The organism is Saccharothrix tamanrassetensis (assembly GCF_014203665.1).
GTDB classification, from domain to species: domain Bacteria; phylum Actinomycetota; class Actinomycetes; order Mycobacteriales; family Pseudonocardiaceae; genus Actinosynnema; species Actinosynnema tamanrassetense.
Map to the genome: position 1 here is coordinate 153,595 of NZ_JACHJN010000013.1, position 25,400 is coordinate 178,994.

The window sequence follows — 25,400 nt, forward strand, 5'->3', positions numbered from 1 at the left end:
GAAGGAACATGCCTTGGACTTATGGATGAACGGATCACACGATGGCTTCATGGCACTGAACGAACAAGCCCGCGCCGCACTGGAGAAGACCGCGGGCGCGCCCCCGGTGGAGGGGTCGACCGTCCACGACGCGCGGCAAGCCTTCCTGGGGCACCTGGGGTTCCAGAGCGAGCCGTTGCCGACCCGGATCGAGCACCTGTTCGTGCCCGGCCCCACGGCCGACCTGCCCGCACGCGTCTACTACCCGTCGGGCGACGGGCCGTTCCCCGCGATCGTGTTCCTGCACGGCAGTGGTTTCGTGATCGGCAATCTCGACGTGTACGACGTGCCGCTGCGGCGGCTGGCGCACGCCACCGGGCACGCCGTGTTCGCGGTGAACTACCAGAAAGCCCCCGAACACCCGTTCCCGATCCCCCTGGACGATTGCTACGCCGCCACCGCGTGGTTCTTCCACCACGCCCGGCAACTCGGCGTCGACCCGGAACGCATCGGCATCGCGGGGGACAGCGCCGGCGGCACCCTGGCCGCAGCGGTGACGCTGAAGGCGCGTGAGGCGGGCCCCGGGCTCGCGTTCCAGATCCTGGTCTACCCGCCGCTCGACACCGACTTCAACACCGAGTCCTATGCCGACAACGCGGTCGGCCACGGCCTGCGGCGCGATGCGATGCGCTGGTTCTGGTCGCACTACCTGAACGGACAGGAGCCGACGGAACTCGCTGCCCCGCTCCGGGCGTCGCTGGACGGTCTGCCGCCCGCGTTCGTGGGCCTCGCCGAGCACGACCCGGTGCGCTCCGACGGCGAGCGTTACGCCGAGAAGCTGGCGGCGGCCGGGGTTCCGGTGCACGTGCGGCACTTCGACGGCACGATCCACGGCTTCGTGATCATGGACGGGTTGCTGGACGAACTGGGTGTGCTGCTCGAAGAGATCACGTCCTGGCTGGGAGAGCTCTGATGCCGCTCGCACTCGTCGCCCTGGCCATCGGCGCGTTCGGCATCGGCACCACGGAGTTCGTGATCGTCGGTCTGCTGCCCCAGGTCGCCTCCGACCTGAACGTGTCGATCCCGTCGGCCGGACTGCTCGTGTCCGGTTACGCGCTGAGCGTCGTGGTCGGCGCACCGCTGATCACCGCCGGCGGGTCACGCCTGCCGCGCAAGAAGCTGCTGGTCGGCCTGATGGCGCTGTTCATCCTCGGCAACGTGTTGTCCGCGGTGGCGGACAGCTATGCCCTGCTGATGGTCGGCCGCGTGGTGGCCGCGCTGTGCCACGGGGCGTTCTTCGGCGTCGGCGCGGTGGTGGCGTCCGGGCTGGTCGCGCCCGAACGGCGGGCGCGGGCGATCGCGCTGATGTTCACCGGGTTGACCGTGGCGAACGTCCTGGGCGTGCCGATGGGCACCGCGCTGGGCCAGGAGTTCGGCTGGCGCTCGACGTTCTGGGCGGTGACGCTCCTCGGGGTCGTCGGACTGGTGGGGATCATCGCCCTGGTGCCGCCGCAGCCCGCGTCGGACGGACTGCGCGGCGAACTGGAGGTGTTCCGGCGGCCCGGGGTGTGGCTGGCCCTGGGCACCACCGCGTTGGGCTTCGGCGCGGTGTTCGCGTCGTTCACCTACATCGCACCGATGATGACCGAGGTGGCCGGGTTCTCGCCGGGCGCGGTCACGTGGCTGCTGGTGCTGTTCGGGGCCGGGTTGTGCGTCGGGAACGTGGTGGGCGGGCGTGCGGCGGACCGGAGCCTCATGCCGAGCCTGTACGCGATCCTGGCCGCCTTGGCGGCCGTGCTGGTGGCCTTCGTGTTCACCGCCCAGTCGCAGTTGCTCGGCGCGATCACGATCGCCCTGCTCGGCGTGGCCGGGTTCGCGACCGTCGCGCCGTTGCAGACCCGGGTGCTGCAACAGGCCGAGGGTGCTCCGGCGTTGGCCTCGGCGGCGAACATCGCCGCGTTCAACCTGGGCAACGCGGCGGGCGCGTGGTTCGGAGGCGTCGCCATCGACGCCGGATTCGGTTACACCGCACCGAACTGGGTGGCCGCGCTGATGGCGTTGGCGGCGCTCGGTGTGGCGATCGCGAGCGGACGGGTCAGGACGCCTGTTCGGTCGCGGTGATCCCGGCGAGGAGTTCGGCCTTCCGCTGGTCGGAGGCGAAACTGGCGCGCACGCCCGCGCGGGCGAGGTCCGCCAGTTCGCTCCGGCCCAGGCCGAACTCCTCGTGGCACAGCAGGTATTCGCGGTTCAGGTCGGTGTGGAACATGCCCGGGTCGTCCGTGGCCAGCGTGACCGGCACACCCGCCTCCAGCAGTCGGGGAAGCGGGTGGTCCTCGATCCGGGCCACGGCCGCCGTGCGCAGGTTCGACGTCGGGCACACCTCCAGGGTGATCCGGTGGTCCCTGAGGTGCGCCAGCAGTTCCGGGTCGCGCACGGCGCTCGTCCCGTGCCCCACCCGCACCGCGTTCAGGTCGTCGACGGCCTGCCATATCTGGTCCGGACCGGTGGTCTCCCCGGCGTGCGGCACGCAGTGCAGGCCGGCGTCGCGGGCCAGCGCGAACGCCTCGCGGAACGCCCGGCGCGGCGCGTCGGCCTCGAAACCGCCCAACCCGAAGCCGACCGTCCCCGCCGGGCGGTGGTCGATGGCGTACCGGGCGGTCGTGAGACCGAAATCGCGATCCCACAGGCCGGGAACGTCGAACACCCACGCCAGTTCCACGTCGTGCTCCGCCAACGCCTCGGCCCGGCTGCCGGCCAGGGCCTCGTCCAGCTCCTCCGGCGCGATGCCCGCCCGGAGGTGGCTGGTCGCGCTCACCGTGACCTCGGCGTAGCGGACGTTGCGCCGCGCCTGCTCCTCGGCCAGCCCCAGCACCAGCGCGGCCACGTCGTCACCTGTCGTCACCAGTGCGTTGACCTTGGCGTACACGTCGATGAAGTGGCCGAAACCGGTGAACTCGTAGAACTGCCGCAGTTCCGCCTCGTCGGTCGGCACGCCGCGGTGCGGGTGCCGGCGGGCGAGCGTCAGCACGGTGTCGGGGGACGCTGAGCCCACGAGGTGGACGTGCAGCTCGACCTTGGGCAGTGCGGCGATGAATCCAAGCATGGCGCGGGGAGTCTGCACGTCCGGTCAGCGCTGGTCAAGAGCCGATCGGCGGGTATTGCCCGGGTCGTCCACAATGGACTGGACGGGCTCTTGACACGTCTTGCGGGGTGGGGGAAGGGTCTGCACGAAACCTGTCCTGGACATGATGGGGGAACAGCCGTGAAGGGTGTTCGTCGAGCCGTGGTGCTGGCGGCTCTGGCAACGCTGCCGCTGGGCCTGCTGCCCGCGGTGGCCTCGGCCGCGCCGGAAGGCCCGGTGTTCAAGGACGGCGAGGCGCAACCCGTCTTCGACGCCAAGGACGTGGTGAAGGAGAGCGTCTGGGTGCGGGCGCCGGTCGACAGCGACCGCGACGGCCGGGACGACGAGGTCTACACCGAGGTCGTCCGGCAGACCGCCACCGACCGCGGCCTCAAGGTGCCGGTGGTGTTCTTCAACAGCCCGTACTTCTCCGGCGGCAACGAGGTGGCCAACCACAACGTCGACGTCGAGCTGTACGTGCCCAACCGGCGCGGCGGCCACGACAAGCGCGACGGGTCGGTGCTGAAGGCCCAGGCGGACGAGCGGATCGCGGCGGCCGTCGGTCCCGACGCCGCTCCCATCACCTCGACGCGGTACGAGGCGTACTTCGTCTCGCGCGGATTCGCCGTGGTGTACGCCGAATCGCTCGGCACCGGCAAGTCCAGCGGCTGCCCCACCTCGGGCGGTCGCAACGAGACCATCGGGTCGAAGTCGGTCATCGACTGGCTCAACGGACGGGCTCCGGCGCGCGACGCGTCCGGCGCCGCCGTCAAGGCCACCTGGTCCACCGGCAAGGTCGGCATGATGGGCGTGTCGTACAACGGCACCCTGCCCAACGCCGTGGCGTCGACCGGGGTGGCGGGCCTGGAGGCGATCGTGCCGATCGCGGCCATCTCCAGCTGGTACGACTACTACCGCGCGGACGGTGCGGTCGTCGCGCCCGGCACGTACCAGGGCGAGGACCTCGATGTGCTCGCCGAGTACGTCTACACGCGGTCGGACCGGGAGATCTGCAAGCCGGTGATCGCGGAGGTCGCGCGGAACCAGGACCGGGTGACCGGCGACTACAGCCCGTTCTGGGACGAGCGGAACTACGTCAAGGACGCCTCCAAGGTCCGTGCGGCGGTGCTCGCCGTGCACGGGCTGAGCGACTGGAACGTCAAGACCAAGCACGTGGCGCAGTGGTACGAAGCGTTGCGGCGCAACGGCGTCGAGCACAAGATCTGGCTGCACCAGTCCGGCCACACCGACCCGGACACGCTGCGGTCCGCGGAGTGGCGGCGCACCATCAACAAGTGGTTCAGCCACTACCTGTACGGGCTCGACAACGGCATCGAGAAGGAGCCGAAGTCGACCATCCAGCGTGAGGACAGGACGACGTGGGTGGACGAGGCCGACTGGCCCGCTCCGGGCACGTCGACCGCCCGCTTGTTCCCGTGGGCCGGTGGTTCGTCCAAGGGCGCGCTGCGGTCGTCGGCCGTGCCGGGACGGCCCGTGGTGGAGTCGCTGCGTGACGACTCGTCCAAGCTCGCCGAAGACCTGGTCGACCTGCCCAGCTCCGGCAACCGGCTGTCCTACGCGACCGGTGCCTCGGCGACGCCGCTGCGGCTGTCCGGCACGCCGCGGGTGGACCTCGCGGTGTCGTTCGACCGGCCGGCGGCGAACGTGACGGCGCTGCTGGTGGATCGTGCGCCGGACGGGACCAGCCACGTGATCACGCGTGGGTGGACCGACCCGCAGAACCGCAACAACCCGTCGAGGACGAAGCCGATCACGCCGGGGCACCAGTACCGGATCGAGGTCGAGTTGCAGCCGCAGGACTACGTCGTGCCCGCCGGGCACTCGCTGGAGTTCGTGGTGATCTCCAGTGACTACGACTACACGCTGCGGCCCAAGCCGGGTGCGGGGCTGTCCGTCGACCTGACGTCCACGGTGGTGGAACTCCCCGTGGTCGGCGGCCCGGCGGCGCTGCGCCGTTCGATTGGTTAGTGACAAATTCACCAACTGACTACCTGGTGAGTATTCCACCTGACAACTGGATGTGGTCCGATCGCCACACCCAGTCGTCAAGGAGGTCGGTAGATGCGCCGCTTGCTCGCCACGGTCCTCGCCGCGCCGCTGTTCGGTCTCGCTCTCACGCAGGGCGAGGCCGCGGCGGCGCCGAACTTCCAGCTCCCGTTCCCGTGTAACCAGGTGTGGGACGGCCAGACCCGGACGAACCACAGCCCCGCGAACTCGGTGGACTTCAACCGCGCGAACGACGACGGCGACCCGGTCGTCGCGTCGGCTGCGGGCACCGTGACCAGGGTCGCGAACGAGGGCAGCACCAGCTACGGCCGGTGGGTCGAGATCGACCACGGCGGCGGCTGGCGGACCCGGTACGCGCACCTGTCCGCGCAACGGGTGAGCGTCGGGCAGTCCGTGCGGCTCGTGCAGCAGATCGGCAACGTCGGCACCACGGGCGGATCGACGGGCCCGCACCTGCACTACGAGCAGAGGCTCAACGGCGCGGACCAGAAGGCCGTGTTCAACGGTGCCCAGGCGTACTACTGGGGGACGCGCAGCTACACGAGTCGCAACTCGTGCAGCGGTGTGACCGGGACCGTGGGGACCGACACCGGCGCGGCGGTCACCGTGCGCTCCGGTCCGGGGACCAGCTACGCGGCCGTGGGGTCCGTGGCCAGCGGCTCCACCGTGACGATCCGCTGCCAGGCCAAGGGGCAGTCGGTCACCGGCAAGTACGGCACCACCAGCCTGTGGGACCGGATCGGGTCCGGGTACATCTCCGACGCGTACGTGTATACGGGCTCTGACGGTCGGGTCGCGCCCTCCTGCTGATTTTCTCTGCCGCTCCCCCCTTGTGCACTGCGTAAGGGGGGAGTTGTTTTCTTATGTGGTTCGTATACGCGTCCGCTACGGGCTTGTCTGTCGGTTCCACGAATGGGTGACGCCGCCGAGTTGTCCACATATCGGAGAGCGCAGGTGGCACTCCGGCAAATCCAAGTCCAAGATCGACCCCATGACATCCCTCACCAAATCCGGCGGCCGGCTCCGCACTCCGGGCGACCTGATCGCCGCACTGCCGTACCTGATCGGATTCCACCCCGTCGATTCCCTGATCCTGATCCTGCTGCAAGGAGGGTTGATCGCCCAGACGCTCCGGATCGACCTGCCGCACACGCGCAACGACCGCAGGGTCGCCGACGAACTCGCCATGCCGTTGCGGGGCCACCCCGACCTCCGGGTGGTCGCGCTGGTCATCGGCGGCGGACGCGGCGACCCACCCGAAGACCTGCCCCGGGAACACCTCGTGGCGCACCTGGAGGCGTCGTTGGCGTACGCGGGCGTCCCCGTGACCTGCTCGATCTGGTGCCCGGCCACCGCCAAGGGCTCCCGGTGGGTGAGCTACCACGACCTCGGCGACACCGGGACGGTCCCGGACCCGACCACCACCGCCGTAGCCGCGAAGTCCGTGGTCCAGGGCTTCGTGACGCACCGGGACCGCGCGGCCCTGGCCGCCACCCTCGCCCCGGACCCGGCCGAAGCCCTGACCCGCCGGTCCGCCCTGCTCGACCAGCTGGCCGCCGAGGCCGAAGCCCACGACTACGACGACCCGAGAACCATGCTCCGCCACCGGAACCTGGTCCGAGCCGAGGTGGCGAGGACAAAGGACCGGGCCCGCCCGCTGACCGACCAGGAGATAGCGAATCTCGCATACGCGTTGTCCGACCTCTGGGTGCGGGACGCCAGCCTGGCCGACGCGATCGGCGAACACGCCATCGCCGCCGAACGCCTGTGGACCGAACTCACCCGTGCGACACCGCACCCGGAAATGGCCGAACCGGCGGCGCTGCTGGCGTTCTCGGCTTACATCCGGGGGGATGGCGCACTGGCCTTGATGGCACTGGACCGGGCCCAGGAAGCCCTACCCGGCCACCGCCTGTCCGTGCTGCTGCGCACGGCGCTGGAAAACGGAATGTCACCGACAACGGTCCGAGAACTGGCGGAACGAGCCGCCGGCGCCCCTTGGTTCCCCACCGAGGAAGACCTGAGCCCCGACACCCCGGTCGACGACACCTCAGCCGGCGACATCCCGAGCGGTCACACCTCGGTCGGCGACACGCCGATCGGTGACGATCCGGCCCGCAGCGATCCGGCCGCTGACGATCCGGCGCGCGACGGCCCGGCTCACGACGGCCCGGCTCACGACGGCCCGGCTCACGACGGCCCGGCTCACGACGATCCATCCCACGACGGCCCGGTCCACGACGATCCATCCCACGACAGCTCGGCCCGCGACGATCTCGCCTCCGACGACTCGGCTGCCGAAGACTCGGCCCGCGCCGACCGGGCAGGCGCCGACCGGGATGTAGCCGCCACAGGCACTCCCGACCCGGACCACAGCGAGGGAGGTCCCGTCGCCACAACCTCCCCGGACACAGCCGCTCCCGACCGCCGCGCCCTCAACTCAGACGACACCACCACCGCCGGCACCACCAGCGCCCCGCCCGCGTGCGCCCCGTCCACAGACGTCCTCCCCGCCGCCGGCGACCGCCCAACCGACGACCTCGACCGAGAGGAGAAGACCGGCTGACACACCGAGCGCGCAGCCTTTGCGGCGCATCCGCCCATGGAACCGGGGCAACCCTGGTCACCTTCACCGGCGCGGCGGTCGTGAGTACCGGCGGCGTTCCCTCTTACCGAGCGCGGTTTCCGCGAACCGGGAGCGGAAGCCGGGGGTGTCCCTATGTGGTTGTCAAGCCGCAGCAGGGGTGGGAGCGGGTCGGGTTGTCGGTCGTGGGTTTTGATGCAGGTATGGCGGACAGGACGTCGCAGCGTCGTCGGGCCAGGCGGATCGGGGCGTTGTGTTTCTTCTCCTCGTCGCGTTTGCGCTGGTAGTAGGCGCGGCTGGTCGGGTCGGAGTGGGCTGCGAAGGCGGCGAGGAAGAACGCGCTTCGAGCTTGCGGTTGCCGGTCCGCGCCGGATGCTCGCCCTTGATCGACGAGCCGGAGCGGCGGGTGACCGGGACGAGACGGTGCGCATCAAGCATCCCCTCGACCTCGTCGGCGACGCTTATGCGTTGGTGGAGAACGGTTTTGAGGCTGTCGGCGAGCCTGGGCAGGACCGTGTCGGCGGCCGTGGTGCCGGGAACGGTCACGGTCTGCTCGTCCAGGGCGGTCCAAATCTGCTCGACCAGTCTGTCGCCCATGCGGGGTGGATGCCGGTGAGCAGGTCGCGGATGCGGTTGGAGATGCGGGTGGCCTCGCGGCCAGGTCGTCGTTCGAAGCCGCCCAGCACGCCGAGTTCGGCCAGTGTCTCGTCGCCGGTGTCGACCGCGCGCAGGGTGTGGGGCAGGGTTCGGGCGGCGTCGGCGATGACGTGGGCGTCGCGCAGTCGTTTCCGGTGGCGTCCAGGGCGACGGCGTGGTGTTCGCCCTCGCCCACGTCCAGGCCGAGGAACACCTGGTAGCCGCTGGTCATGCCGGGTGTCTTCCGTCTCGTGCGGTGTGGTCGCGGGTCGGGCATCGTCGGCCGGCAGCCACGTTACGACGAGATCTACCCAAAGGTGGCCGTGTCCCTATGAGCGGTCCGGCGATGCCACCGGGTCCGGTGACACCACCACCCCCGGGTCATGCGTTCGACTGGGGGCGTAAGTCATGCCGGACCCGGCGACCACAGCTTCTTGATCAGAACCCACGAAGAAGGTAACGGGGCCGTTAGGGTCCGGAGATGTGGGGGAGCGAGAGATCGTCGTCGGTGGTGGGCGAGTGGTGCGGCCGGCCGGGTGGTGGACTCCGGTGGTCCATGCGTTCCTGGAGTACCTGCACAGCGTCGGCTTCGACCGGGTTCCGAAGCCGCTCGGGTTGACCGGGAGTCGGGAGGTGTTGACGCACATCCCGGGCGACTCCGGGGCTGATGGGTGGGCGCGGGTCGTTCCGGATGAGGGGCTGCGGGGGTTTGCCCGGCTGTTGCGGGATTTCCACGAGGCGTCGCGGGGGTTCGTGGTGCCCGAAGACGCGGCGTGGGCACTGCCTGCCGACGTGACGGGCGGCGTGGTGTGCCACGGTGATTTCGGGCCGTGGAACGTGGTCTGGGACGGGCTGGTGCCGGTGGGGTTGTTGGACTTCGACTTCGCCCGGCCCGGTGACCCGTTGGACGACGTGGCGTACGCGCTGGAGTTCGTCGCGCCGTTCCGGAGCGACGAAGAGGCCGTGCGGTGGCTCGGGTTCGCGGGGCCGCCGGACCGGTGGAGCCGGATCGAAATCTTCGCCGAGGCGTACGGGCTCTCGGACACCGGTGGTTTGGTCGACGCCGTCGTCCGGCGGCAGGAGCAGACCATCCGGGACGTCGAATCGCTCGCCCGGCACGGGGTCGAGCCTCAGCGGTCCTGGGTGGACGGTGGGGTGCTGGACGACCTTCGCGGCAAGGTCGAGTGGAGTCGGGCCAATCGGGAGCTGTTCGGTGGTCTGTCGTGATCCGGCGGCCTGTCGTGAACCTGCGGGCTGTGGTGAACCGGTGGGCTGTCGTGATCCGGCACGTTGCGGGACGTCGGTCGCAATCGTTGCACCGCAACCGCGCACCCCGCACGAGCACCGACCGGCCGCCTGGCACACCAGCCCTGGGACGTCGGCCTGTCGGTGCTCAAGGCCTGACGTAGCCCCACCGGGCCCGGGACGAGTCCCGGGCCCGGGACGAGTCCCGGGCCCGGCCGGGTGACCTCGGTGTGACGGCCGTGCGACGCACATCCTCAACCGGCCGGCAACGCGGTCCGACCCGGCGCCGAACAGTCCACAGTGGACCGGTGTGTCGGCTCGGGAGGGGCGATTGGGTGCACCGCCCCTCCCTAGCCGGCCATAGCGGTGTCGGGCGGCTGGACGGGTCGCGCGGCTAGAGGAGGTCCGGGCGGTGCCAGGGCTCGTCCAGGACGTGTTGAGCCAGGAAGGAGAAGATCGTCTCGTACCAGACCTTCGCGTTGCCGGGGGTCAGGATCCAGTGGTTCTCGGTCGGGAAGTACAGGAACTTCGCCGGTACGCCGTGGCGCACCAGGTCGAAGTAGAGCCGCTGCCCTTCGCCGATCGGAACCCGGTAGTCCTTGTCCCCGTGGATCACCAGCATCGGGGTCTTGATGTCGGCCACCCTCAGGTGCGGTGAGTTCGCCCTCACCCGTTCCTGCTGCCGGAGGGGGTCGCCCATCTCGCGGATCCAGTAGTACGAGTCGTCCGTGCTCCCGGTGAACGCGTCCAGGTGCCACAGCGACGCGTGGGTCACGATGGCCTTGAAGCGGTCGGTCTGGGTCGCGATCCAGTTCGCCATGTACCCGCCGAACGAGCCGCCCATGGCGGCCGTGCGGCTGTCGTCGATGTCGTCGCGGCGCACGGCCACGTCGGTGATCGCCATCAGGTCCGTGTACGGCTCGGCGCCCCAGCTGCCCCAGCCCGCCTCGATGAACTCCGGGCCGTAGCCGGTGGACAGCGCCGGGTCCGGCGACAGGACGGCGTAGCCGCGCGCGGCCATCAGCCACGGGTTCCAGCGCCAGCTCCAGCTGTTCGCGCTCATCACCGGGCCGCCGTGCACCCACAGCAGCAGCGGCGCGGGCTGCTCCGGGGAGCAGCCGGTCGGCAGCACCAGCCAGGCGCGGACGGTGCGGCCGTCGGCGACCACCGTCTCGATCTCGGTCAGGGTGCCCGGCAGGGACTCGACCACGCCCGGTGCGGGCAGCGGCACGGCCCGCTGGTCGGGCTCCGCCAACTCCAGGCGCACGGGCTGCGGGGAGTGGTCGAACGCGTTGCGCAGCGCGTAGACGTGGTCCGCGCCGACCTGCACGTCGTTGTACGCGCCGGTCGCGGTCAGCTTGATCAGGTCGCCGGACGCCAGGTCCAGCCGCCAGATGGGCTGGTGGCCGCGGTGGGAGCTGGTGAAGTACACCGCTGCGCCGTCCGGGCTGACCACCGGGTGCTCGGCTTCCTCGGCGAAGTCCGGCGCGAGTTCGGTGATCGTGCCGTCCAGGGAGATCCGCACCAGCGCGTTGCGCCACGGCCGGTCCGGCGTCGAGTCGTACGTGCGGATCGCGATCACGCCGGACGAGTCGGGCAGGAACGTGGCCTGGGCGAACGAGTGCCCGTCGACGTCCGCGAGCACCCGGCTCGACGTGCCGTCCGCCGCCGACAGCCGCAGCCGGACCCGCGCGCCGTAGTACGCGCTCACGTCGACCCGCTCGGTGTGCACGACCCACCGGCCGTCCGGGCTGATCGCCGCGGAGTCGTCCAGCCTGGTGGCCGCCTCCGGCGTCAGGTCGACCAGGTCCGCCGGGTCCAGGCGTTCACCCGCCGGGTCGAACGACCCGGTGAGCAGCCTGGGGTAGGTCGGGCCGAGGTCGGCGTCCCAGTACCGGATCGGGTACGACTCGTACAGGATCGCGGTGACGCCGGCGTCCTCGCGGGACTTGCGCAGCTCCTCGTCGGACTCGCCGAACTCCGCGGTCGGGTGCGCGCCGGCGGTGAGCAGCAGCGCCCCGGTGTCACGGGCCACCGCCAGCCGTTCCACGCCGCCGGTCGGGCGGAGCAGTTCGCGGGCCTCGCCGACCTCGGGCAGCAGCCACAGCGCGGTCTTGTCCTTCGCCTTGCCCCCGTTGGGCTTCGCCTCCTGGTCGGGGCGGGCGGACAGGAACAGCAGCGAGCCGTCCGGGGTGAACGCCGGGCTCGACTCGCCCTTCGCGGCCCGGGTCAGCCGGCGCGCCGGGCGCTCGCCCGCCGGGTCGACCTCCCACAGCGCGCCCTGCCAAGTCTTGCCGTCCGGGGACAGCTCCGACACCACCGTCACCAGCCGGGTGCCGTCGGGGGACAGGGCCAGCGAGCCCAACCGGGGCAGCGCGTTGAACGCGGACAGGTCGGCGAAGTCGCCGGCCTGGATCTTGCCGCTCATCAGACCTCCTGCCGGGACCGGGCCTGGGTGAACTCCCACGCGTCGCGCACGATGCCGGTCAGGTCCACCCGCTCCGCCTTCCACCCCAGTTCGGTCCGGGCGCGCTCGGCGGACGCCACCAGCACCGCCGGGTCGCCCGAGCGGCGCGGCGACACCTCCGCCGGGATCGGGTGGCCGGTGACCTCACGGCACGCGTCGATCACCTGGCGGACCGAGAAGCCGACCCCGATGCCCAGGTTGTAGATGCGGTGTTCGCCGCCGGTCGCGTGCGCCAGGGCCTTGAGGTGCGCGTCGGCCAGGTCCACCACGTGGATGTAGTCGCGCACGCCGGTGCCGTCCTCGGTCGGGTAGTCGTCGCCGTAGATGGCGACCTTCTCCCGCTTGCCCGACGCCACCTGGAGCACGATCGGGATCAGGTGCGTCTCGGTCGCGTGCCGCTCGCCGAACCGCCCGTACGCGCCCGCCACGTTGAAGTACCGCAGGCTGACCGCCGCCAGGCCGTGCGAGGTCGCGTAGCCGGTGATGGCGTGGTCGATCGCGAGCTTGGTCGCGCCGTAGGTGTTGGTCGGCCGGGTCGGGGCGGTCTCCACGATCGGCACCTGGTCCGGCTCGCCGTAGGTGGCGGCGGTGGAGGAGAACACCAGGCGCGGCGTGCCGTGCTCGCGCATCGCGTCCAGCAGCCGCAGCGACGTGACGACGTTGCCCTGCCAGTACTTCGCCGGGTCCTGCTGCGACTCGCCGACCAGCGACTTCGCCGCGAAGTGCAGCACGCCGTCGAAGCCCTCGGCGAGCACCGAGCCGATCACGTCGTCGATGTTCTCGGCGATCAGCCGGACCCCGTCGGGGACCGCGTCGGCGTGCCCGGTCGACAGGTCGTCGAGCACGACCACCTCGTGACCCGACTCGACCAGCCGAGCCGCGCACACGCTGCCGACGTACCCAGCACCGCCCGTGACCAGCAGCTTCACCGTGATCCCCGCTTTCGTAGTGTCCGCTTGTTCAGTGGTCCCGTCCCGCGCCCGCCGAGGGCACGGCCGGGAAGGTCCGGGGCGTGGCCCAGCCACGCTCCGCGTAGCCGGCGAGCACCCGCCGCACCACCGCTTCGTGCCGGTCGACGGGCACCAGCGCGATCGCCGACCCGCCGAACCCGCCACCGATCATCCGCGCGCCCAACGCGCCCTCGGCCGAGGCCGAGGCCACCGCCACGTCCAGTTCCGGGCAGGACACCCGGTAGTCGTCGCGCAGGCTCGCGTGCGACGCCTCCAGCAGCGGCCCGAGGTCGGCCGGCGAGCCGGCGCGCAACGCGTCCACGGCCCGCAGCACCCGCTCGTTCTCCGTCACCACGTGCCTGACCAGCGGCCGGAGTTCGTCGGGCAGCCTGCCCAGCGCCTCGTCCAGCTCCGCGATCCCCACGTCGCGCAACGCGCGCACGCCCAGCAGCGCGGCGGCCCGCTCGCACCCCGCCCGACGCGCGCCGTAGCCGCCGTCGGTGTTCGAATGGCTCGCCCGCGTGTCGATGACCAGCACTTCCAGGTCCTGAGCGGCCGTGTCGAACGGCACCTGCTCGGACTCGCCGGACCGGACGTCCAGGAACAGCACGTGCGCCTCGGTGCACAGCAGCGACGCGGTCTGGTCGAGCAGGCCGGTCGGCGCGCCCACGAAGTCGTTCTCCGCGCGCTGCACCCAGCGCGCGATCCGCGGCCGGTCCTCGGCGACCCCGGCCAGGCCGAGCAGCGCCAGCGCCACCGCGCACTCCAGCGCGTGCGACGAGGACAGCCCCGCGCCCGACGGCACGTCACCCGCGATCACCAGGTCGGCACCGCCGGTGAGGCCCTCCGCGCGCAGCGCCCACGCCACCCCCGACGGGTACGCGGCCCACCCGGAGACACCACCGGGTTCGAGGTCGGCGACCGCGACCGGGGCGGCGTGCCGGAAGCGGCCGTCGTCGCCCAGCGTCGACACCGACAGCACGCCGTCGGCCCGCGGCGACGCGGCCACCGCCGTCCGGTGGGGCAGCGCGAACGGCAGCACGAAGCCGTCGTTGTAGTCGGTGTGCTCGCCGATCAGATTCACCCGACCGGGCGCGGACCACACCCCGTGGGGAGCGGTGCCGTGCAGTTCTCCGAACGCGTCGGCGGCGCGCTGTGCCTGGTTCCGGCGGGCCGGACTCACCGAACCTGCACCAGCACCGCCTGCACCAGCACGGCGTGCGCGACCGACGGGTCCAACTCGGCGATCGTGCCGTTGCCGCGCACCTGCACGACCTTGGCCCCGCCCATCGAGTCGATGTCCACGGTGCCACCGGGCACCACACCGGCCGCCTTCAGCTCGGCCATCAGGTCCGGGTCCAGTTGCACGTGCTCGGCGATCCGCCGCACCTCCACCCGACCGCCGCCGCGCCGCGCCACCTCGTCGACGCGGACCAGGCCGGCCTCGGCGGGGGGCGCGGGGTCGCCGTCGCCCAGCTTGTCCAGGCCGGGGATGGGGTTGCCGTAGGGGGAGGTGGTGGGGTTGCCCAGCAGCTTGACCAGCTTGCGCTCGACGGCCTCGCTCATCACGTGCTCCCAGCGGCAGGCCTCGCTGTGCACGTGCTCCCACTCCAGGCCGATGATGTCGACCAGGAGGCGCTCGGCGAGCCGGTGCTTGCGCATCACCGCGATGGCCAGCCCGCGACCCTGCTCGGTCAGCTCCAGGTGGCGGTCGTCGGCGACGACCACCAGGCCGTCGCGCTCCATCCGGCCCACCGTCTGGCTCACCGTGGGGCCGCTCTGGCCGAGGCGCTCGGCGATCCGGGCACGCAGAGGGACAACGCCTTCTTCTTCGAGCTCGTAGATCGTGCGGAGGTACATCTCAGTGGTGTCGATGAGGTCGTTCACACCCGCTCCCCTTACGTATGGTGCCAATGCTAGTCGCCCGGTGACGGGTGCAGGATGGTGCCGTGCATCCATTGATCAGCACTGAAGCCCTGGCCTCTGCGCTGGCCGGCGCCGCTCCCCCGAAGGTGGTGGATGTCCGCTGGCGCCTGGGCGGACCCCCGGGACGTCAAGACTACGAGGTCGGGCACGTTCCCGGTGCCCACTACCTCGACCTGGACGCGGACTTGTCCTCCGCGCCGGGTGCGGGAGGCCGTCACCCCCTACCGTCCACCGAGGACCTACAGCGCGTGCTGCGCTCCGCCGGCATCCGCAAAGGTCACCCGGTAGTGGCCTACGACGCAGCCGACGGCTCGGTGGCGGCCCGCCTCTGGTGGCTCCTCCGTTGGGCCGGTCACACCGAGGTGGCGGTCCTGGACGGGGGCTTCGCCGCCTGGGTGGCCGAAGGTCGCCCGGTGTCGAAGGAGATCCCGACCGCCGAGCCCGGCGACATCACCGTCACACCAGGCGCCATGCCCGTGGTCGACGCAGACGAGGCCGCGGCCTTGGCCCGCAACGGCGTGCTGCTCGACGCTCGGGCACCTCAGCGCTACCAGGGCGAAACGGAACCGGTCGACCCGCGCGCCGGCCACATCCCCGGAGCCCTCAACGCCCCTTCGTCCGGGCACGTGGACAGCAACGGCCGCTGGCTGGGCCCGACCGCCCTCGCCGAACGCTTCCAAGCCCTTGGCGCACGCCCCGACGCACGCGTGGGTGCCTACTGCGGCTCGGGCGTCACGGCGTCGTCGGTCGTGCTGGCCTTGGAAGTGGCGGGAATCACCACCCCGGACAAGCCCGCCGAACTGTACGCAGGCTCGTGGTCCCACTGGTGCGTAGACCCGAGCCGCGAAGTCGCCACCGGCCCCACCCCTTAGCGACCGCCACCACTCGCCCTCTGCACACATACCCGACGCACCCGTCCGCCCCATTTGAAGCCGGGCGCGCAGCGCACACCTCCGGTCGAGCTGTGTGTCATCCCCGTATGGCCTGCGCGCAGCGAACCGCGCTTGTCCGGGGAATGCAAGCACGCTTTTCGCTTGCATTCCCCGGACAAGCGCGGTTGTCTTTTGACCAGGACATGCGGGGATGACACACAGCCTGCTCGTATCTTTTATGCTTTGGCTTTTGAGGGATCCTTGGTGGTCTGCCCGTCCGGCGAGGACTCTTTTTTCTTTTCAGCGGGAGCGGTCAGAGACTTGGTTTCGGGTCGCTTTTAGTTCTCGGACCAGAAGCTAAAAGCGACGCTCGCCGCTTGGCAGACCTCCGGGGAGGAAAAGCAAAGAAAGGGCGGTCGTGTTCTCCCCGCATGACCTGTCAAAGACCACCACGCTTGTCCGGGTAGTGCAAGCGGTGAAGCGTGCTTGCACTACCCGGACAAGCGTGGTTGCCCTGCGGGCAGGCCATACGGGGAGAACACGAGGCCAGGTCTGTGCGGGGGGCCCGAGTGCGTGCGGACTGAAGTTGTGTGTGCGGGGCACGGGCGCGCGTGGGCGGAGGGTGCGTGCGCGGTGGGTCGTGGGTGGTGTTCGGGCTTCCGGTCAGGCGTTGGGGATCTTCTCGAAGGCCTTGGTCGCCAGCTTGAGGGCCACTGCGCACGGGTCGAACGAGTCGATGGGGGTCACGCTGGCGAGGAAGGCCGGGGTGATCTCGTCCGGGTCGTCGGTGAGCATGACGATGACCGAGCAGTCGCCGCCCTTCTCCTTGACCTCGTAAGCGGTGTTGCCGCCGACTTCGATCTCGCGGGCCTCGCCCTCGTATTCGGCGAAGGTGACCATGAAGAGCACCACTGCGAACGGGTCCTCGGTGCTCTGCACGCAACCCTTCTCGCCGGCCTTCTTGGCGCCGATGGCCGTTGCCACCTCTTCGGGCGTGAGGACGTCGCAGTCCTCGTAGCCCTCGGTCTTCTTCTTCGTGCCGATCTTCACCTTGCCGGCGGGCTTGGTGGCCGACGTCGGGGAGCCGGTGGACGAGGGCTTCTTCCCGCTGGTCGACGACTTGGTCGAAGAAGGCTTGCCGGAGGTGGTCTTGCCGGTGCTCACGCCGCCCGCGACCGGAACCGCCGAGCCGGCGACCGTGGTGGCGCACGCGGAGAGACCGAGCGCGGCGGCCAACGTCAGGGTGGCCGTCAGGGTGGAGGCTCGTCGCAGGTGCATGTGTGTCTGACCCCGTTCCGACGCGCGGGGTTCCATCCTCGATGGCCGCAATCCTGGCCCGCTTCGTCCAGCCAGACTCTAAGTCCTGCCGCGCCGGCGTCATGCCGGGATCCACCAACCTGTGATCACACCGCCCGTCGTGGCGTGGGTTAGGTTGCCGGACATGGGCGCCGAAACCGGTAGGGAAGCCGCTGTGGTCTGGGACGAGTCCTTCCTGTCCTACGACCTGGGCGGTGACCACCCGCTGAACCCGGTCCGGCTGGACCTGACGGTCCGGCTCGCCAGCGCGCTCGGTGTGCTCGACGGCGTCGACCTGATCGCGCCCCTGCCCGCGACGGACGCCGAGATCGAACGCGTCCACGAACCCTCCTACCTGTCCGCCGTGCAGGCCGCGCCGCTGGCCGGCTGGGACGTCGGGCACGGCCTGGGCACCGCCGACAACCCGGTGTTCGACCGGATGCACGAGGCGTCCGCGCTGGTCGTGGGCGGTTCACTGGCCGCCGCGCGGAAGATCGCGTCGGGTGCCGCGAAGCGGGCGGTGAGCATCGCGGGTGGCCTGCACCACGCCATGCGCGATCACGCGGCCGGCTTCTGCGTCTACAACGACTGCTCCGTGGCGATCTCGTGGCTGCTGGACAACGGCTTCGACCGGATCGCCTACATCGACTCCGACGTGCACCACGGTGACGGCGTGCAGGACGCGTTCTACGACGACCCGCGCGTCCTCACCGTCTCCCTCCACCAGAACCCGCTGAGCCTGTGGCCCGGCACCGGCCGCCCGTCCGAACTCGGCGGCAAGGGCGCGGAGGGCACCGCCGTCAACGTCGCCCTCCCGCCCGGCACCCGCGATCCCGACTGGCTGCGGGCATTCCACGCGGTGGTGCCGTCGCTGCTGAAGGCGTTCCACCCCCAACTGCTGGTCACCCAGTGCGGTGTGGACACCCACCACGAAGACCCGCTGGCCGACCTGGCGCTGACCGTCGACGGGCACCGCGAGATCTACCGGACGTTCCGGTCCCTGGCCGAGGAGATCACCGGCGGCCGGTGGCTCGCCCTCGGCGGGGGAGGGTACGAACTGCTGCGCGTGGTACCCCGGTCCTGGACGCACCTCCTGGCGACGGTGCTGGACCGGGACGTCGACCCCGACACCCGCCTGCCCGCCGACTGGATCGCCCACGCGTCCGGCCGCGCGCCGGACTGGCCGCTGCCGTCGACCATGTCCGACGGCGCCGACGTGGCGTTCGAGCCGTGGGGCGGTGACGCGCACTCGCCGCTGGATGCGGCGGTGCGGGACACCCGGCGCGCGGTGTTCCCCCTGCACGGTCTGGACCCCGACGACCCGAGGGACTAGCGGTGGACCCCTACGACTACCCGCGGCACTGGGAGGCCGACGTCGTGCTCAGCGACGGCGGCACCGTCCACCTGCGCCCGATCACCCCGGACGACGCGGAGAAGCTGCTCGCGTTCCACGGCCGGCTGTCCGAGCGCACCCGCTACTACCGCTACTTCGGGCCGTACCCCCGGATGCCGCAGCGTGACGTCGTGCGCTTCAGCACCGTCGACCACGTCGACCGGGTCGCGATCGCCGCCCTGCTCGGCGACGACATCGTGGGGGTCGGCCGCTACGACCGGCTGGGCGGCGGCGACTCGGCCGAGGTGGCGTTCGTGGTGGAGGACGTCCACCAGGGGCGCGGCCTGGGCTCGATCCTGCTGGAGCACCTGGCGGCGGCGGCCCGGGAACGCGGCCTGAGCCGGTTCACCGCCGAGGTGCTCGCCGAGAACGGCCAGATGGTGCGGGTGTTCCGGGACGCGGGCTACTCGGTGAGCCGCGCGTTCGAGGAGAGCGTGCTGCACCTGGAGTTCGACATCGACCCCACCGAGGAGTCGGTCGCGGTGGCCCGCGCCCGCGAGCAGGCGGCCGAGGCGCGCAGCGTGCACAACCTGCTCAACCCCAGGTCGATCGCGGTGATCGGCGCTTCCACCGACCACACCAAGATCGGCCACGCCGTGCTGGCCAACCTCCTCGCGGGCGACTTCCACGGCCCGGTGTACCCGGTGAACGCCGAGCACCGGTCGGTGCGCGGTGTCCGCGCCTACCCGTCGGTCCTGGAGATCCCGGACGACGTGGACCTCGCCGTGGTCGCCGTGCCCGCCGCGAGCGTGGACGAGGTCATGGACGCCTGTCTGGCCAAGGGCGTGAAAGCTCTCGTCGTGGTGACGTCCGGCTTCGGCGAGACGGGTCCGGGAGGCCTGACCGCGGAACGCCGACTGGCCGCCGAAGCACGGGCCCACGGTATGCGGGTGGTCGGTCCGAACGCCTTGGGCGTGCTGAACACCGACTCCTCCGTGCGCCTCAACGCGACCCTGGCGCCCAAGCTCCCCGTCCAGGGCCGCACCGGCTTCTTCTGCCAGTCCGGCGCCCTGGGCACCGCCATCCTCGCCACCGCCGCATCGCGCGGCCTCGGGCTGTCGACCTTCGTCTCGGCGGGCAACCGCGCCGACGTCTCCGGCAACGACCTGTTGCAGTACTGGGAAACCGATCCGGCGACCGACGTCGTCCTGCTCTACCTGGAGTCGTTCGGCAACCCGCGCAAGTTCGCCCGGCTGGCCCGCCGGCTCGGTCGCACCAAGCCGATCGTCGCGGTGAAGTCCGGCCGGCACGCCGTCACACCGGCCCTCGCGGCCACCTCCGTCCCGGTCGACGAGTCGAGCGTGCAGGCGCTGTTCGAACAGGCCGGCGTGATCCGGGTCGAGTCGTTGGCCCAGCTGTTCGACACCGCGTTGCTCCTCGCGCACCAACCGCTGCCCGCAGGCCCCCGGGTCGCCGTCGTCGGCAACTCGACCGCGATCGGCCTGCTGGCCGCCGACACCGCGTTGGCGCAAGGCCTCGAACTCGCGGGCGACCCGGTGGACGTGGGCGCGCAGGCCGGGCCGGAGGCGTTCGCGAAGGCCGTGCAGGACGCGCTGAGCAACCCCGACACGGACGCACTGGTCGTGGTGTTCGTGCCGCCGTTGGCCGTGCCGGGCACGGCTTTCGCGCGGGCGTTGCGGGACGTGGCCGGGACCAAGCCGATCGTGTCCACGTTCCTCGCGGTGGAAGGCGTGCCGGACGAACTGGCCGTGCCCGGACCGGGTGGCGCGCCGGGACGTGGGTCCGTGCCGTCGTACCCGAGCCCGGAACGGGCTGTTCTCGCATTGGCGCGAGCGACCCGCTACGCCCGCTGGCGTTCCGCCCCGCAGGGGAATTTCGTTCGTCCGGAAGGGATCGACGCCCCTGCCGCGCACCGACTGGTCGAGTCGCTGCGGCTGGACGAAACCGGCGAGCAGCACGTGGACGACGACACCGCCGTGCGGCTGTTGGCCTGCTACGGCGTGGAAGTCGTGCCGTTCCGGGTGGTCGACTCCGCCGCCGACGCGGTGGCCGCCGCGAAGGAACTCGGTTACCCGGTCGCGATGAAGTCCACCGACGAGCGGTTGCGCCACCGCAACGACCTGGTGGGTGTGCGGTTGGACCTCACCGGCGACGACGCCGTCAGCACGGCGTACGACATGTTGGCCGAGGTGTCCGAACGACCCGACGTGTACGTGCAGCGCATGGCTCCCAAGGGAATCTCGTGCGTGATGGGGCTCCAGGACGACCCCTCGTTCGGCACGCTGGTGTCGTTCGGTCTGTCCGGTGTGGTCAGTGATCTGCTCGGTGACCGTGCGTATCGCGCCGTTCCGCTCACCGAGACGGACGCGAAGGCGTTGGTGCGCGCACCGAAGGCCGCCCCGCTGCTGGCCGGCTACCGCGGCGGGGAATCCGCCGACCTGCGGGCGCTGGAAGACCTGGTGCTGCGGCTGGCCGCGCTCGCCGAGGACCTCCCCGAAGTGCGGGAGCTGGCGCTGGAGCCGGTGCTCGCCAGCGCGGCGGGCGCCTACGTCAGCAGCGCCCGGCTCACCCTCGGGCCGCCCCCGTCCCGGCACGACACCGGACCGCGCCGACTGCGCTCACCCGGCGCACCCCGTTGAGCGCTTTGCGTCAGCCGAAGGCGCTTGATCGATGCGAAACCGTCGTTCTTAATCGATCCCGGCGAACCTATTACGTCGTTGACTATGGACGGAAACACTGTCGCCGCTTAGGTTTCCGGCATCTACGAGGACCCGAAAAGGGGAAGAATGGCACTGGCATCGCTGCGCGCCCTCGTTGCGGCGTGCTCCGCCGCGCTGGTCCTTGCCTCGTGCTCCTCCGGTGACGACACGACCGTCCTCGGGAAGGCGAGTGCCAACAAGCTGGTCATCGCCGTGGGCTACGACCAACCCGGTCTGGGCGTGCGGCGGCTGGACGGCGTGTTCAAGGGCTTCGACGTCGACGTGGCGCGGTACGTGGCCAACGAGCTGGGCGCGAAGGACGTCTCGTTCGTGGAGGCCACGCCGTCCCAGCGGGAGACGCTGCTCACCGAGGGCAAGGCGGACCTGGTGGTCTCCACCTACTCGATCACCGACAAGCGCAAGGAGGTGATCGACTTCGTCGGGCCGTACTTCGTGGCCGGGCAGGACCTGCTGGTCAGGCTCACCGACACGGAGATCACCGGTCCGGAGTCGCTCACCGCGGGCGTCAAGCTGTGCTCGGTGGAGAACACCACCTCGGCGCAGTACGTCAAGGACCGGTTCGCCCAGGCCGTGCAACTGGTGAATTACCCGAACTTCAGCGACTGCGTCACCGCCCTGCTGGCCGAGCAGGTGGACGCCATGACGACCGACGACGTGATCCTCGCGGGTTACGCGGCGCAGAACCCGGAGCTGCTGCGGGTGGTCGGCAAGCCGTTCAGCAAGGAGGAGTACGGCATCGGGATCCGGCGCGGCGACGCCGACGGCAAGGCCAAGGTCACCGCCGCCGTTCAGAAGATGATCGACTCCGGCGAGTGGCGCAGGTCACTGGAGGCGAACGTCGGCCGGTCGGGCTACTCGATCCCGGAACCACCCAAGATCGTTCCGTGACGGACGACCCACCCCGATAGCGGTCTGACCGGCGGGTTCGAGGTCGTAGGCTCGCCGGGTGCCTGCTTCGCATTTCGTCCCCCAGTACCGCGCGGACGGACCGGTCCGCGCCGGTATCCCCGAGCACGGTCGGATCCCGCGCTACTACGCGGTCAAGACCGAGCTGCTGTGGCTCATCGAGGCGCTGGGGGAGGGGGCCGCGCTGCCCTCCGAGCGCGAGCTCGCCGAGCGGTTCTCGGTGTCCCGCGTGACGCTGCGCCAGGCGGTGGGGGAGCTGGTGCTGGAGGGCAAGCTCCAGCGCCGGCAGGGCAGCGGCACCTACGTCGCGCCGCCGAAGCTGGTGCAGCCGCTGTCGCTGGTCAGCTACACGGAGGGGATGCGCCGGCAGGGCGTCGACCCGGGGCGCAGCGTGATCACCGTCGAACACCTGCCCGCCGACGAGGTGCTGGCGCGCGACCTGAAGGTCTCGCGCGGTGACCGGGTGATCCACCTGGAGCGCGTGCTGCTGGCCGACGACGAGCGGGTGGGGCTGGAGTCGACCTACCTGCCCGAGTCGCGGTTCCCGACGCTGCTGGACGTGTTCGACCCGACCACCTCGCTGTACGCGTGCCTGACCGACCGGCTCGGGGTCGTGTTCGACGAGGCCGAGGAGCGGGTGGAGACCGTGCTGGCGACGCCGCGCGAGGCGTTGCTGATCGGCACGAACCCCGCGTTGCCGATGCTGCTGCTGCACCGGGTGTCGATCGACGACGACGGCGTGCCGATCGAGCGGGTGCGGTCGCTGTTCCGGGGAGACCGGTTCAGCTTCATGGCACGCCTCCGTGCGGACGCCTGAGCTGGCCCGTCCGCCTCTGAAGCGCTGCTCACACAGTGCTTTGTAACGGTGAGGTAACTCATCTAGCCCACATCTCGCGCTCACCTTCAGGTCGCTGAGGGGACACGATCGGTTCGTGCCGGCCACGCACCGTTCCCGGCGTGCGAGTGCTCATCATTGGTGGAGGCGTGCTGGGAACCATGCACGCCTGGCAGGCCGTGGAACGCGGCCACGAAGTGGTCCAACTGGAACGGGAGCCCGAGGCCCGAGGAGCCTCGGTGCGCAACTTCGGCCTGGTCTGGGTCGGTGGACGCGCGGCGGGTGCCGAACTGGACACCGCCTTGCGCCCGTGAGCTGTGGGAACGGCTCGGGTCGCGGATGCCGGGACTCGGTTTCCGGGCGAACGGCTCGCTGACCGTGCTGCGGACCCCGCTGGAACTGGCCGTGGCCGCCGAGACCGCAGCCCGGTCGGACGCCGGCGAGCGGGGTCTGAGGCTGCTCGACGCCGCCGAGGCGCGTGCGGTGAACCCGGCGCTGCGAGGCGACCTGCTCGGTGCGTTGTGGTGCTCGCAGGACGCCGCGGTGGAACCCCGGACCGCGCAGCCAGCGCTGCGGGCGCTCCTGGAGTCGACCGGCCGGTACACGTGGCTGCCCGGCCGTGAAGTGCGTTCGGTGGGCTCCGGGCGGATCGTGGACGACCAGGGCGTGCAGCACCGGGGCGACGTGGTGGTCCTCTGCACGGGCGCGTGGCTCGGCGGAGTGGTCCGCGAGCTGACCGGTGGCGTGCCGGTGCGGCGGGTGCAATTGCGGATGATGCAGACCGAGCCGCTGGACGAACCGCTGACCACGTCCGTCGCGGACGGCGACAGCCTGCGCTACTACCCGGCCTACCAGGGCGCGGCGCTGGACGCGTTGAACCGCGAACAGCCGCAGCCCGCCGTGGCCCGGGAGCACGCCATGCAGTTGCTGCTCGTGCAGCGGCTGGACGGCAGCCTGACCATCGGCGACACCCACGGCTACGACGAGCCCTTCCCGTTCGACACCGAGGACGCGCCGTACGGGCACCTGATCGAGGTGGCCGAGCGGATCCTCGGCCGGCCGCTGCCCCGGATCGCCCGCCGCTGGGCCGGTGTCTACGCGCAGTGCCGGGACACCACGCGGGTCGTGCACCGCTCGAAGGTCGAGCCCGGCGTGTGGCTGGTGACCGGACCCGGTGGGCGCGGCATGACGTGCTCGCCCGCCATCGGTTTCGACACCGCCGAGGAGCAGGCCTGTGATCCCGCTGGTGGTGCTCGACATGGCCGGTACGACCGTGCTGGACGACGGCCTGGTGGAGCAGGCGTTCCTGCGGGCGTTGCCGGACGCCACGCCCGCGATGGTCGACCACGTCCGCGTGACCATGGGCCAGTCCAAGATCGTAGTGTTCCGCGAGCTGCTGAACGGCGAGACAGCGGCGCAGCGCGCGAACGCGGCGTTCGAAGAGGCCTACGCCGCCCTCGTCGCCGAAGGGCACTGCGCGCCGGTGCCGGGTGCGCCGGAAGTGATCACCGACCTTCGCACGAGGGGCGCGAAGGTCGCCTTCAGCACCGGGTTCTCCCGTGCCACCCAGCACGTCATCCTGTCCGCCCTCGGCTGGACCGACCGGGCGGACTTCACCACCACCCCGGCCGAAGCCGGTCGGGGCAGGCCGTACCCGGACATGGTGCTCGCCGCCGTGCTCGGGCTGGGCCTGGCCGACGTCCGCGACGTGGCGGTCGTCGGCGACACCCCGTCCGACGTGCTGTCCGGCCTGCGCTCCGGCGCCCGCGTGGTGGCGGGCGTGCTGACCGGTGCGGGTTCGCGTGCCGATCTGGCCGCCGCGGGCGCGACCCACGTCCTCGACTCGATCCGTGACCTCCCCGCAGTCCTCGAAGGGTTCTGACGACATGTTGCGCAAGGTCCTGGCCGTCGGACTGCTCCTGCTCGCCACCGCCTGCGGCGGCACGGCGGGCGGCGGCGCCGACGGGGACAAGACGGTCACCGTCTACACCGTCGACGGCCTCGCGAGCTGGTACGCCAAGCGCGCCGAGGAGTTCGAGGCGCAGACCGGCATCACCGTGCGGCTGGTGGAGAGCGGCTCCGGCGAGGTGGTCACCCGCGCCGAACGGGAGAAGGCCAACCCCCAGGCGGACGTGCTGGTGACGCTGCCGCCGTTCATCCAGCGCGCGTCGTAGGCCGGGCTGCTGGCCGACTACACGCCCGCCGGTGCGGACAAGGTGGCCGACCGGACCGGGCAGTACACCGCCGTGGTCGACAACTACCTGAACTTCATCTACAACCCGAAGCTCGCCGCGCCCGCGCCCACGTCGTGGCAAGACCTGCTGGACCCGCGCTTCAAGGGCAGGCTCCAGTACTCCACGCCCGGCCAGGCCGGTGACGGCACGGCGGTGTTGTTGCAGCTCAAGCACGTCTACGGCGACTAAGGCGCGCTGGACTACCTGGCCAGGCTGGAGGCCGACAACGTCGGCCCGTCGTCGTCCA

21 protein-coding genes and 2 pseudogenes are annotated in these 25,400 nt (G+C 71.0%); 16 read left to right on the plus strand and 7 right to left on the minus strand.

The genetic code is table 11. The annotated features are described in order from the left end of the window. The first annotated feature begins 49 nt into the window (after positions 1 to 49). Both FHS29_RS32430 and FHS29_RS32435 read left to right on the plus strand, forming a co-directional pair. Positions 50 to 952, plus strand: a complete 903-nt coding sequence (locus tag FHS29_RS32430) for an alpha/beta hydrolase (protein ID WP_184697583.1) — start codon at positions 50 to 52, stop codon at positions 950 to 952. After that, on the plus strand, positions 952 to 2,100 hold the full coding sequence (locus FHS29_RS32435) for an MFS transporter (protein ID WP_184697586.1): 1,149 nt from the start codon (positions 952 to 954) through the stop codon (positions 2,098 to 2,100). Before FHS29_RS32430 ends, FHS29_RS32435 begins: the two co-directional genes overlap by 1 nt. On the opposite strand, the gene add is transcribed toward FHS29_RS32435, so the two are convergent. Beyond that, a complete protein-coding gene (add, locus tag FHS29_RS32440) occupies positions 2,075 to 3,082 on the minus strand; it encodes an adenosine deaminase (protein ID WP_184697589.1) in 1,008 nt (335 codons plus the stop codon). The two genes, FHS29_RS32435 and add, sit on opposite strands and share 26 nt — an antisense overlap. 159 nt (positions 3,083 to 3,241) lie before the next feature. Here add and FHS29_RS32445 point away from each other — a divergent pair, with 159 nt between their 5' ends. The 3 genes from FHS29_RS32445 (at position 3,242) to FHS29_RS32455 (ending at position 7,694) form a co-directional block, all read left to right on the plus strand. Continuing rightward, positions 3,242 to 5,089, plus strand: a complete 1,848-nt coding sequence (locus FHS29_RS32445) for a Xaa-Pro dipeptidyl-peptidase (protein ID WP_184697591.1) — start codon at positions 3,242 to 3,244, stop codon at positions 5,087 to 5,089. A 93-nt stretch (positions 5,090 to 5,182) separates the two neighbouring features. Next, entirely contained in the window at positions 5,183 to 5,938 is a 756-nt protein-coding gene (locus FHS29_RS32450) for a M23 family metallopeptidase (RefSeq protein ID WP_184697594.1), read from the plus strand. 181 nt (positions 5,939 to 6,119) lie between these two features. Continuing rightward, on the plus strand, positions 6,120 to 7,694 hold the full coding sequence (locus FHS29_RS32455; protein WP_184697597.1) for a DUF4192 domain-containing protein: 1,575 nt from the start codon (positions 6,120 to 6,122) through the stop codon (positions 7,692 to 7,694). A gap of 151 nt (positions 7,695 to 7,845) precedes the next feature. Here the strand turns inward: FHS29_RS32455 and FHS29_RS32460 are convergent. Beyond that, positions 7,846 to 8,551 (minus strand): annotated as a pseudogene (locus FHS29_RS32460) (IS110 family transposase); the annotation flags it as partial. 346 nt (positions 8,552 to 8,897) lie between these two features. Here FHS29_RS32460 and FHS29_RS32465 point away from each other — a divergent pair. Continuing rightward, positions 8,898 to 9,575, plus strand: coding sequence for an aminoglycoside phosphotransferase family protein (locus tag FHS29_RS32465; protein WP_312865195.1), 678 nt, complete (start codon positions 8,898 to 8,900; stop codon positions 9,573 to 9,575). A gap of 412 nt (positions 9,576 to 9,987) precedes the next feature. On the opposite strand, the gene FHS29_RS32470 is transcribed toward FHS29_RS32465, so the two are convergent. Genes FHS29_RS32470 through FHS29_RS32485 form a run of 4 tightly spaced genes read right to left on the minus strand, consistent with a single transcriptional unit; the run spans position 9,988 to position 14,897 of the window. After that, on the minus strand, positions 9,988 to 12,021 hold the full coding sequence (locus tag FHS29_RS32470; protein WP_184697600.1) for a S9 family peptidase: 2,034 nt from the start codon (positions 12,019 to 12,021) through the stop codon (positions 9,988 to 9,990). Further along, positions 12,021 to 12,989 carry a UDP-glucose 4-epimerase GalE gene (gene galE, locus FHS29_RS32475; RefSeq protein ID WP_184697603.1) on the minus strand — a complete coding sequence of 323 codons (969 nt, stop codon included), beginning with the start codon at positions 12,987 to 12,989 and terminating at the stop codon, positions 12,021 to 12,023. The genes FHS29_RS32470 and galE overlap by 1 nt, the downstream gene beginning before the upstream one ends. 31 nt (positions 12,990 to 13,020) lie before the next feature. Continuing rightward, positions 13,021 to 14,193, minus strand: coding sequence for a galactokinase (gene galK / locus FHS29_RS32480; RefSeq protein WP_184697606.1), 1,173 nt, complete (start codon positions 14,191 to 14,193; stop codon positions 13,021 to 13,023). Beyond that, positions 14,190 to 14,897: an iron-dependent transcriptional repressor DtxR gene (locus FHS29_RS32485; RefSeq protein WP_184697610.1), complete on the minus strand. Its 708-nt coding sequence runs from the start codon at positions 14,895 to 14,897 to the stop codon at positions 14,190 to 14,192. Before FHS29_RS32485 ends, galK begins: the two co-directional genes overlap by 4 nt. 62 nt (positions 14,898 to 14,959) lie before the next feature. Between FHS29_RS32485 and FHS29_RS32490 the strand changes: the two genes are divergently transcribed. Then, entirely contained in the window at positions 14,960 to 15,808 is an 849-nt protein-coding gene (locus tag FHS29_RS32490; protein WP_184697614.1) for a sulfurtransferase, read from the plus strand. A gap of 663 nt (positions 15,809 to 16,471) precedes the next feature. Here FHS29_RS32490 and FHS29_RS32495 read toward each other — a convergent pair. After that, positions 16,472 to 17,086 carry a DUF3558 family protein gene (locus FHS29_RS32495; RefSeq protein ID WP_184697616.1) on the minus strand — a complete coding sequence of 205 codons (615 nt, stop codon included), beginning with the start codon at positions 17,084 to 17,086 and terminating at the stop codon, positions 16,472 to 16,474. A 163-nt stretch (positions 17,087 to 17,249) separates the two neighbouring features. Between FHS29_RS32495 and FHS29_RS32500 the strand changes: the two genes are divergently transcribed. The 9 genes and pseudogenes from FHS29_RS32500 to FHS29_RS37295 all read left to right on the plus strand — a co-directional run bounded on the left by FHS29_RS32500 (position 17,250) and on the right by FHS29_RS37295 (position 25,342). Continuing rightward, on the plus strand, positions 17,250 to 18,437 hold the full coding sequence (locus FHS29_RS32500; protein ID WP_184697619.1) for an acetoin utilization protein AcuC: 1,188 nt from the start codon (positions 17,250 to 17,252) through the stop codon (positions 18,435 to 18,437). Between the two features lie 2 nt (positions 18,438 to 18,439). After that, complete coding sequence (locus FHS29_RS32505) at positions 18,440 to 21,097, plus strand: bifunctional acetate--CoA ligase family protein/GNAT family N-acetyltransferase (RefSeq protein WP_184697622.1); 2,658 nt, start codon at positions 18,440 to 18,442, stop codon at positions 21,095 to 21,097. A gap of 147 nt (positions 21,098 to 21,244) precedes the next feature. Then, entirely contained in the window at positions 21,245 to 22,066 is an 822-nt protein-coding gene (locus FHS29_RS32510; RefSeq protein ID WP_184697625.1) for a glutamate ABC transporter substrate-binding protein, read from the plus strand. A gap of 58 nt (positions 22,067 to 22,124) precedes the next feature. Continuing rightward, the gene (locus FHS29_RS32515; RefSeq protein WP_184697628.1) at positions 22,125 to 22,901 is read left to right on the plus strand and encodes a GntR family transcriptional regulator; all 777 of its coding nucleotides are present in this window, start codon (positions 22,125 to 22,127) and stop codon (positions 22,899 to 22,901) included. A 140-nt stretch (positions 22,902 to 23,041) separates the two neighbouring features. Further along, positions 23,042 to 23,233 carry an FAD-dependent oxidoreductase gene (locus tag FHS29_RS37285; RefSeq protein WP_312865196.1) on the plus strand — a complete coding sequence of 64 codons (192 nt, stop codon included), beginning with the start codon at positions 23,042 to 23,044 and terminating at the stop codon, positions 23,231 to 23,233. 25 nt (positions 23,234 to 23,258) lie between these two features. Then, a pseudogene (locus FHS29_RS37915) lies at positions 23,259 to 24,083 on the plus strand (FAD-dependent oxidoreductase); the annotation flags it as partial. A 70-nt stretch (positions 24,084 to 24,153) separates the two neighbouring features. Then, positions 24,154 to 24,801: a phosphonatase-like hydrolase gene (locus FHS29_RS32525; RefSeq protein WP_184697631.1), complete on the plus strand. Its 648-nt coding sequence runs from the start codon at positions 24,154 to 24,156 to the stop codon at positions 24,799 to 24,801. A 4-nt stretch (positions 24,802 to 24,805) separates the two neighbouring features. Further along, positions 24,806 to 25,093, plus strand: a complete 288-nt coding sequence (locus tag FHS29_RS37290; protein WP_246441085.1) for a substrate-binding domain-containing protein — start codon at positions 24,806 to 24,808, stop codon at positions 25,091 to 25,093. Positions 25,094 to 25,135: 42 nt separating this feature from the next. Then, on the plus strand, positions 25,136 to 25,342 hold the full coding sequence (locus FHS29_RS37295; protein ID WP_376774492.1) for an ABC transporter substrate-binding protein: 207 nt from the start codon (positions 25,136 to 25,138) through the stop codon (positions 25,340 to 25,342). Positions 25,343 to 25,400 lie beyond the last annotated feature (58 nt).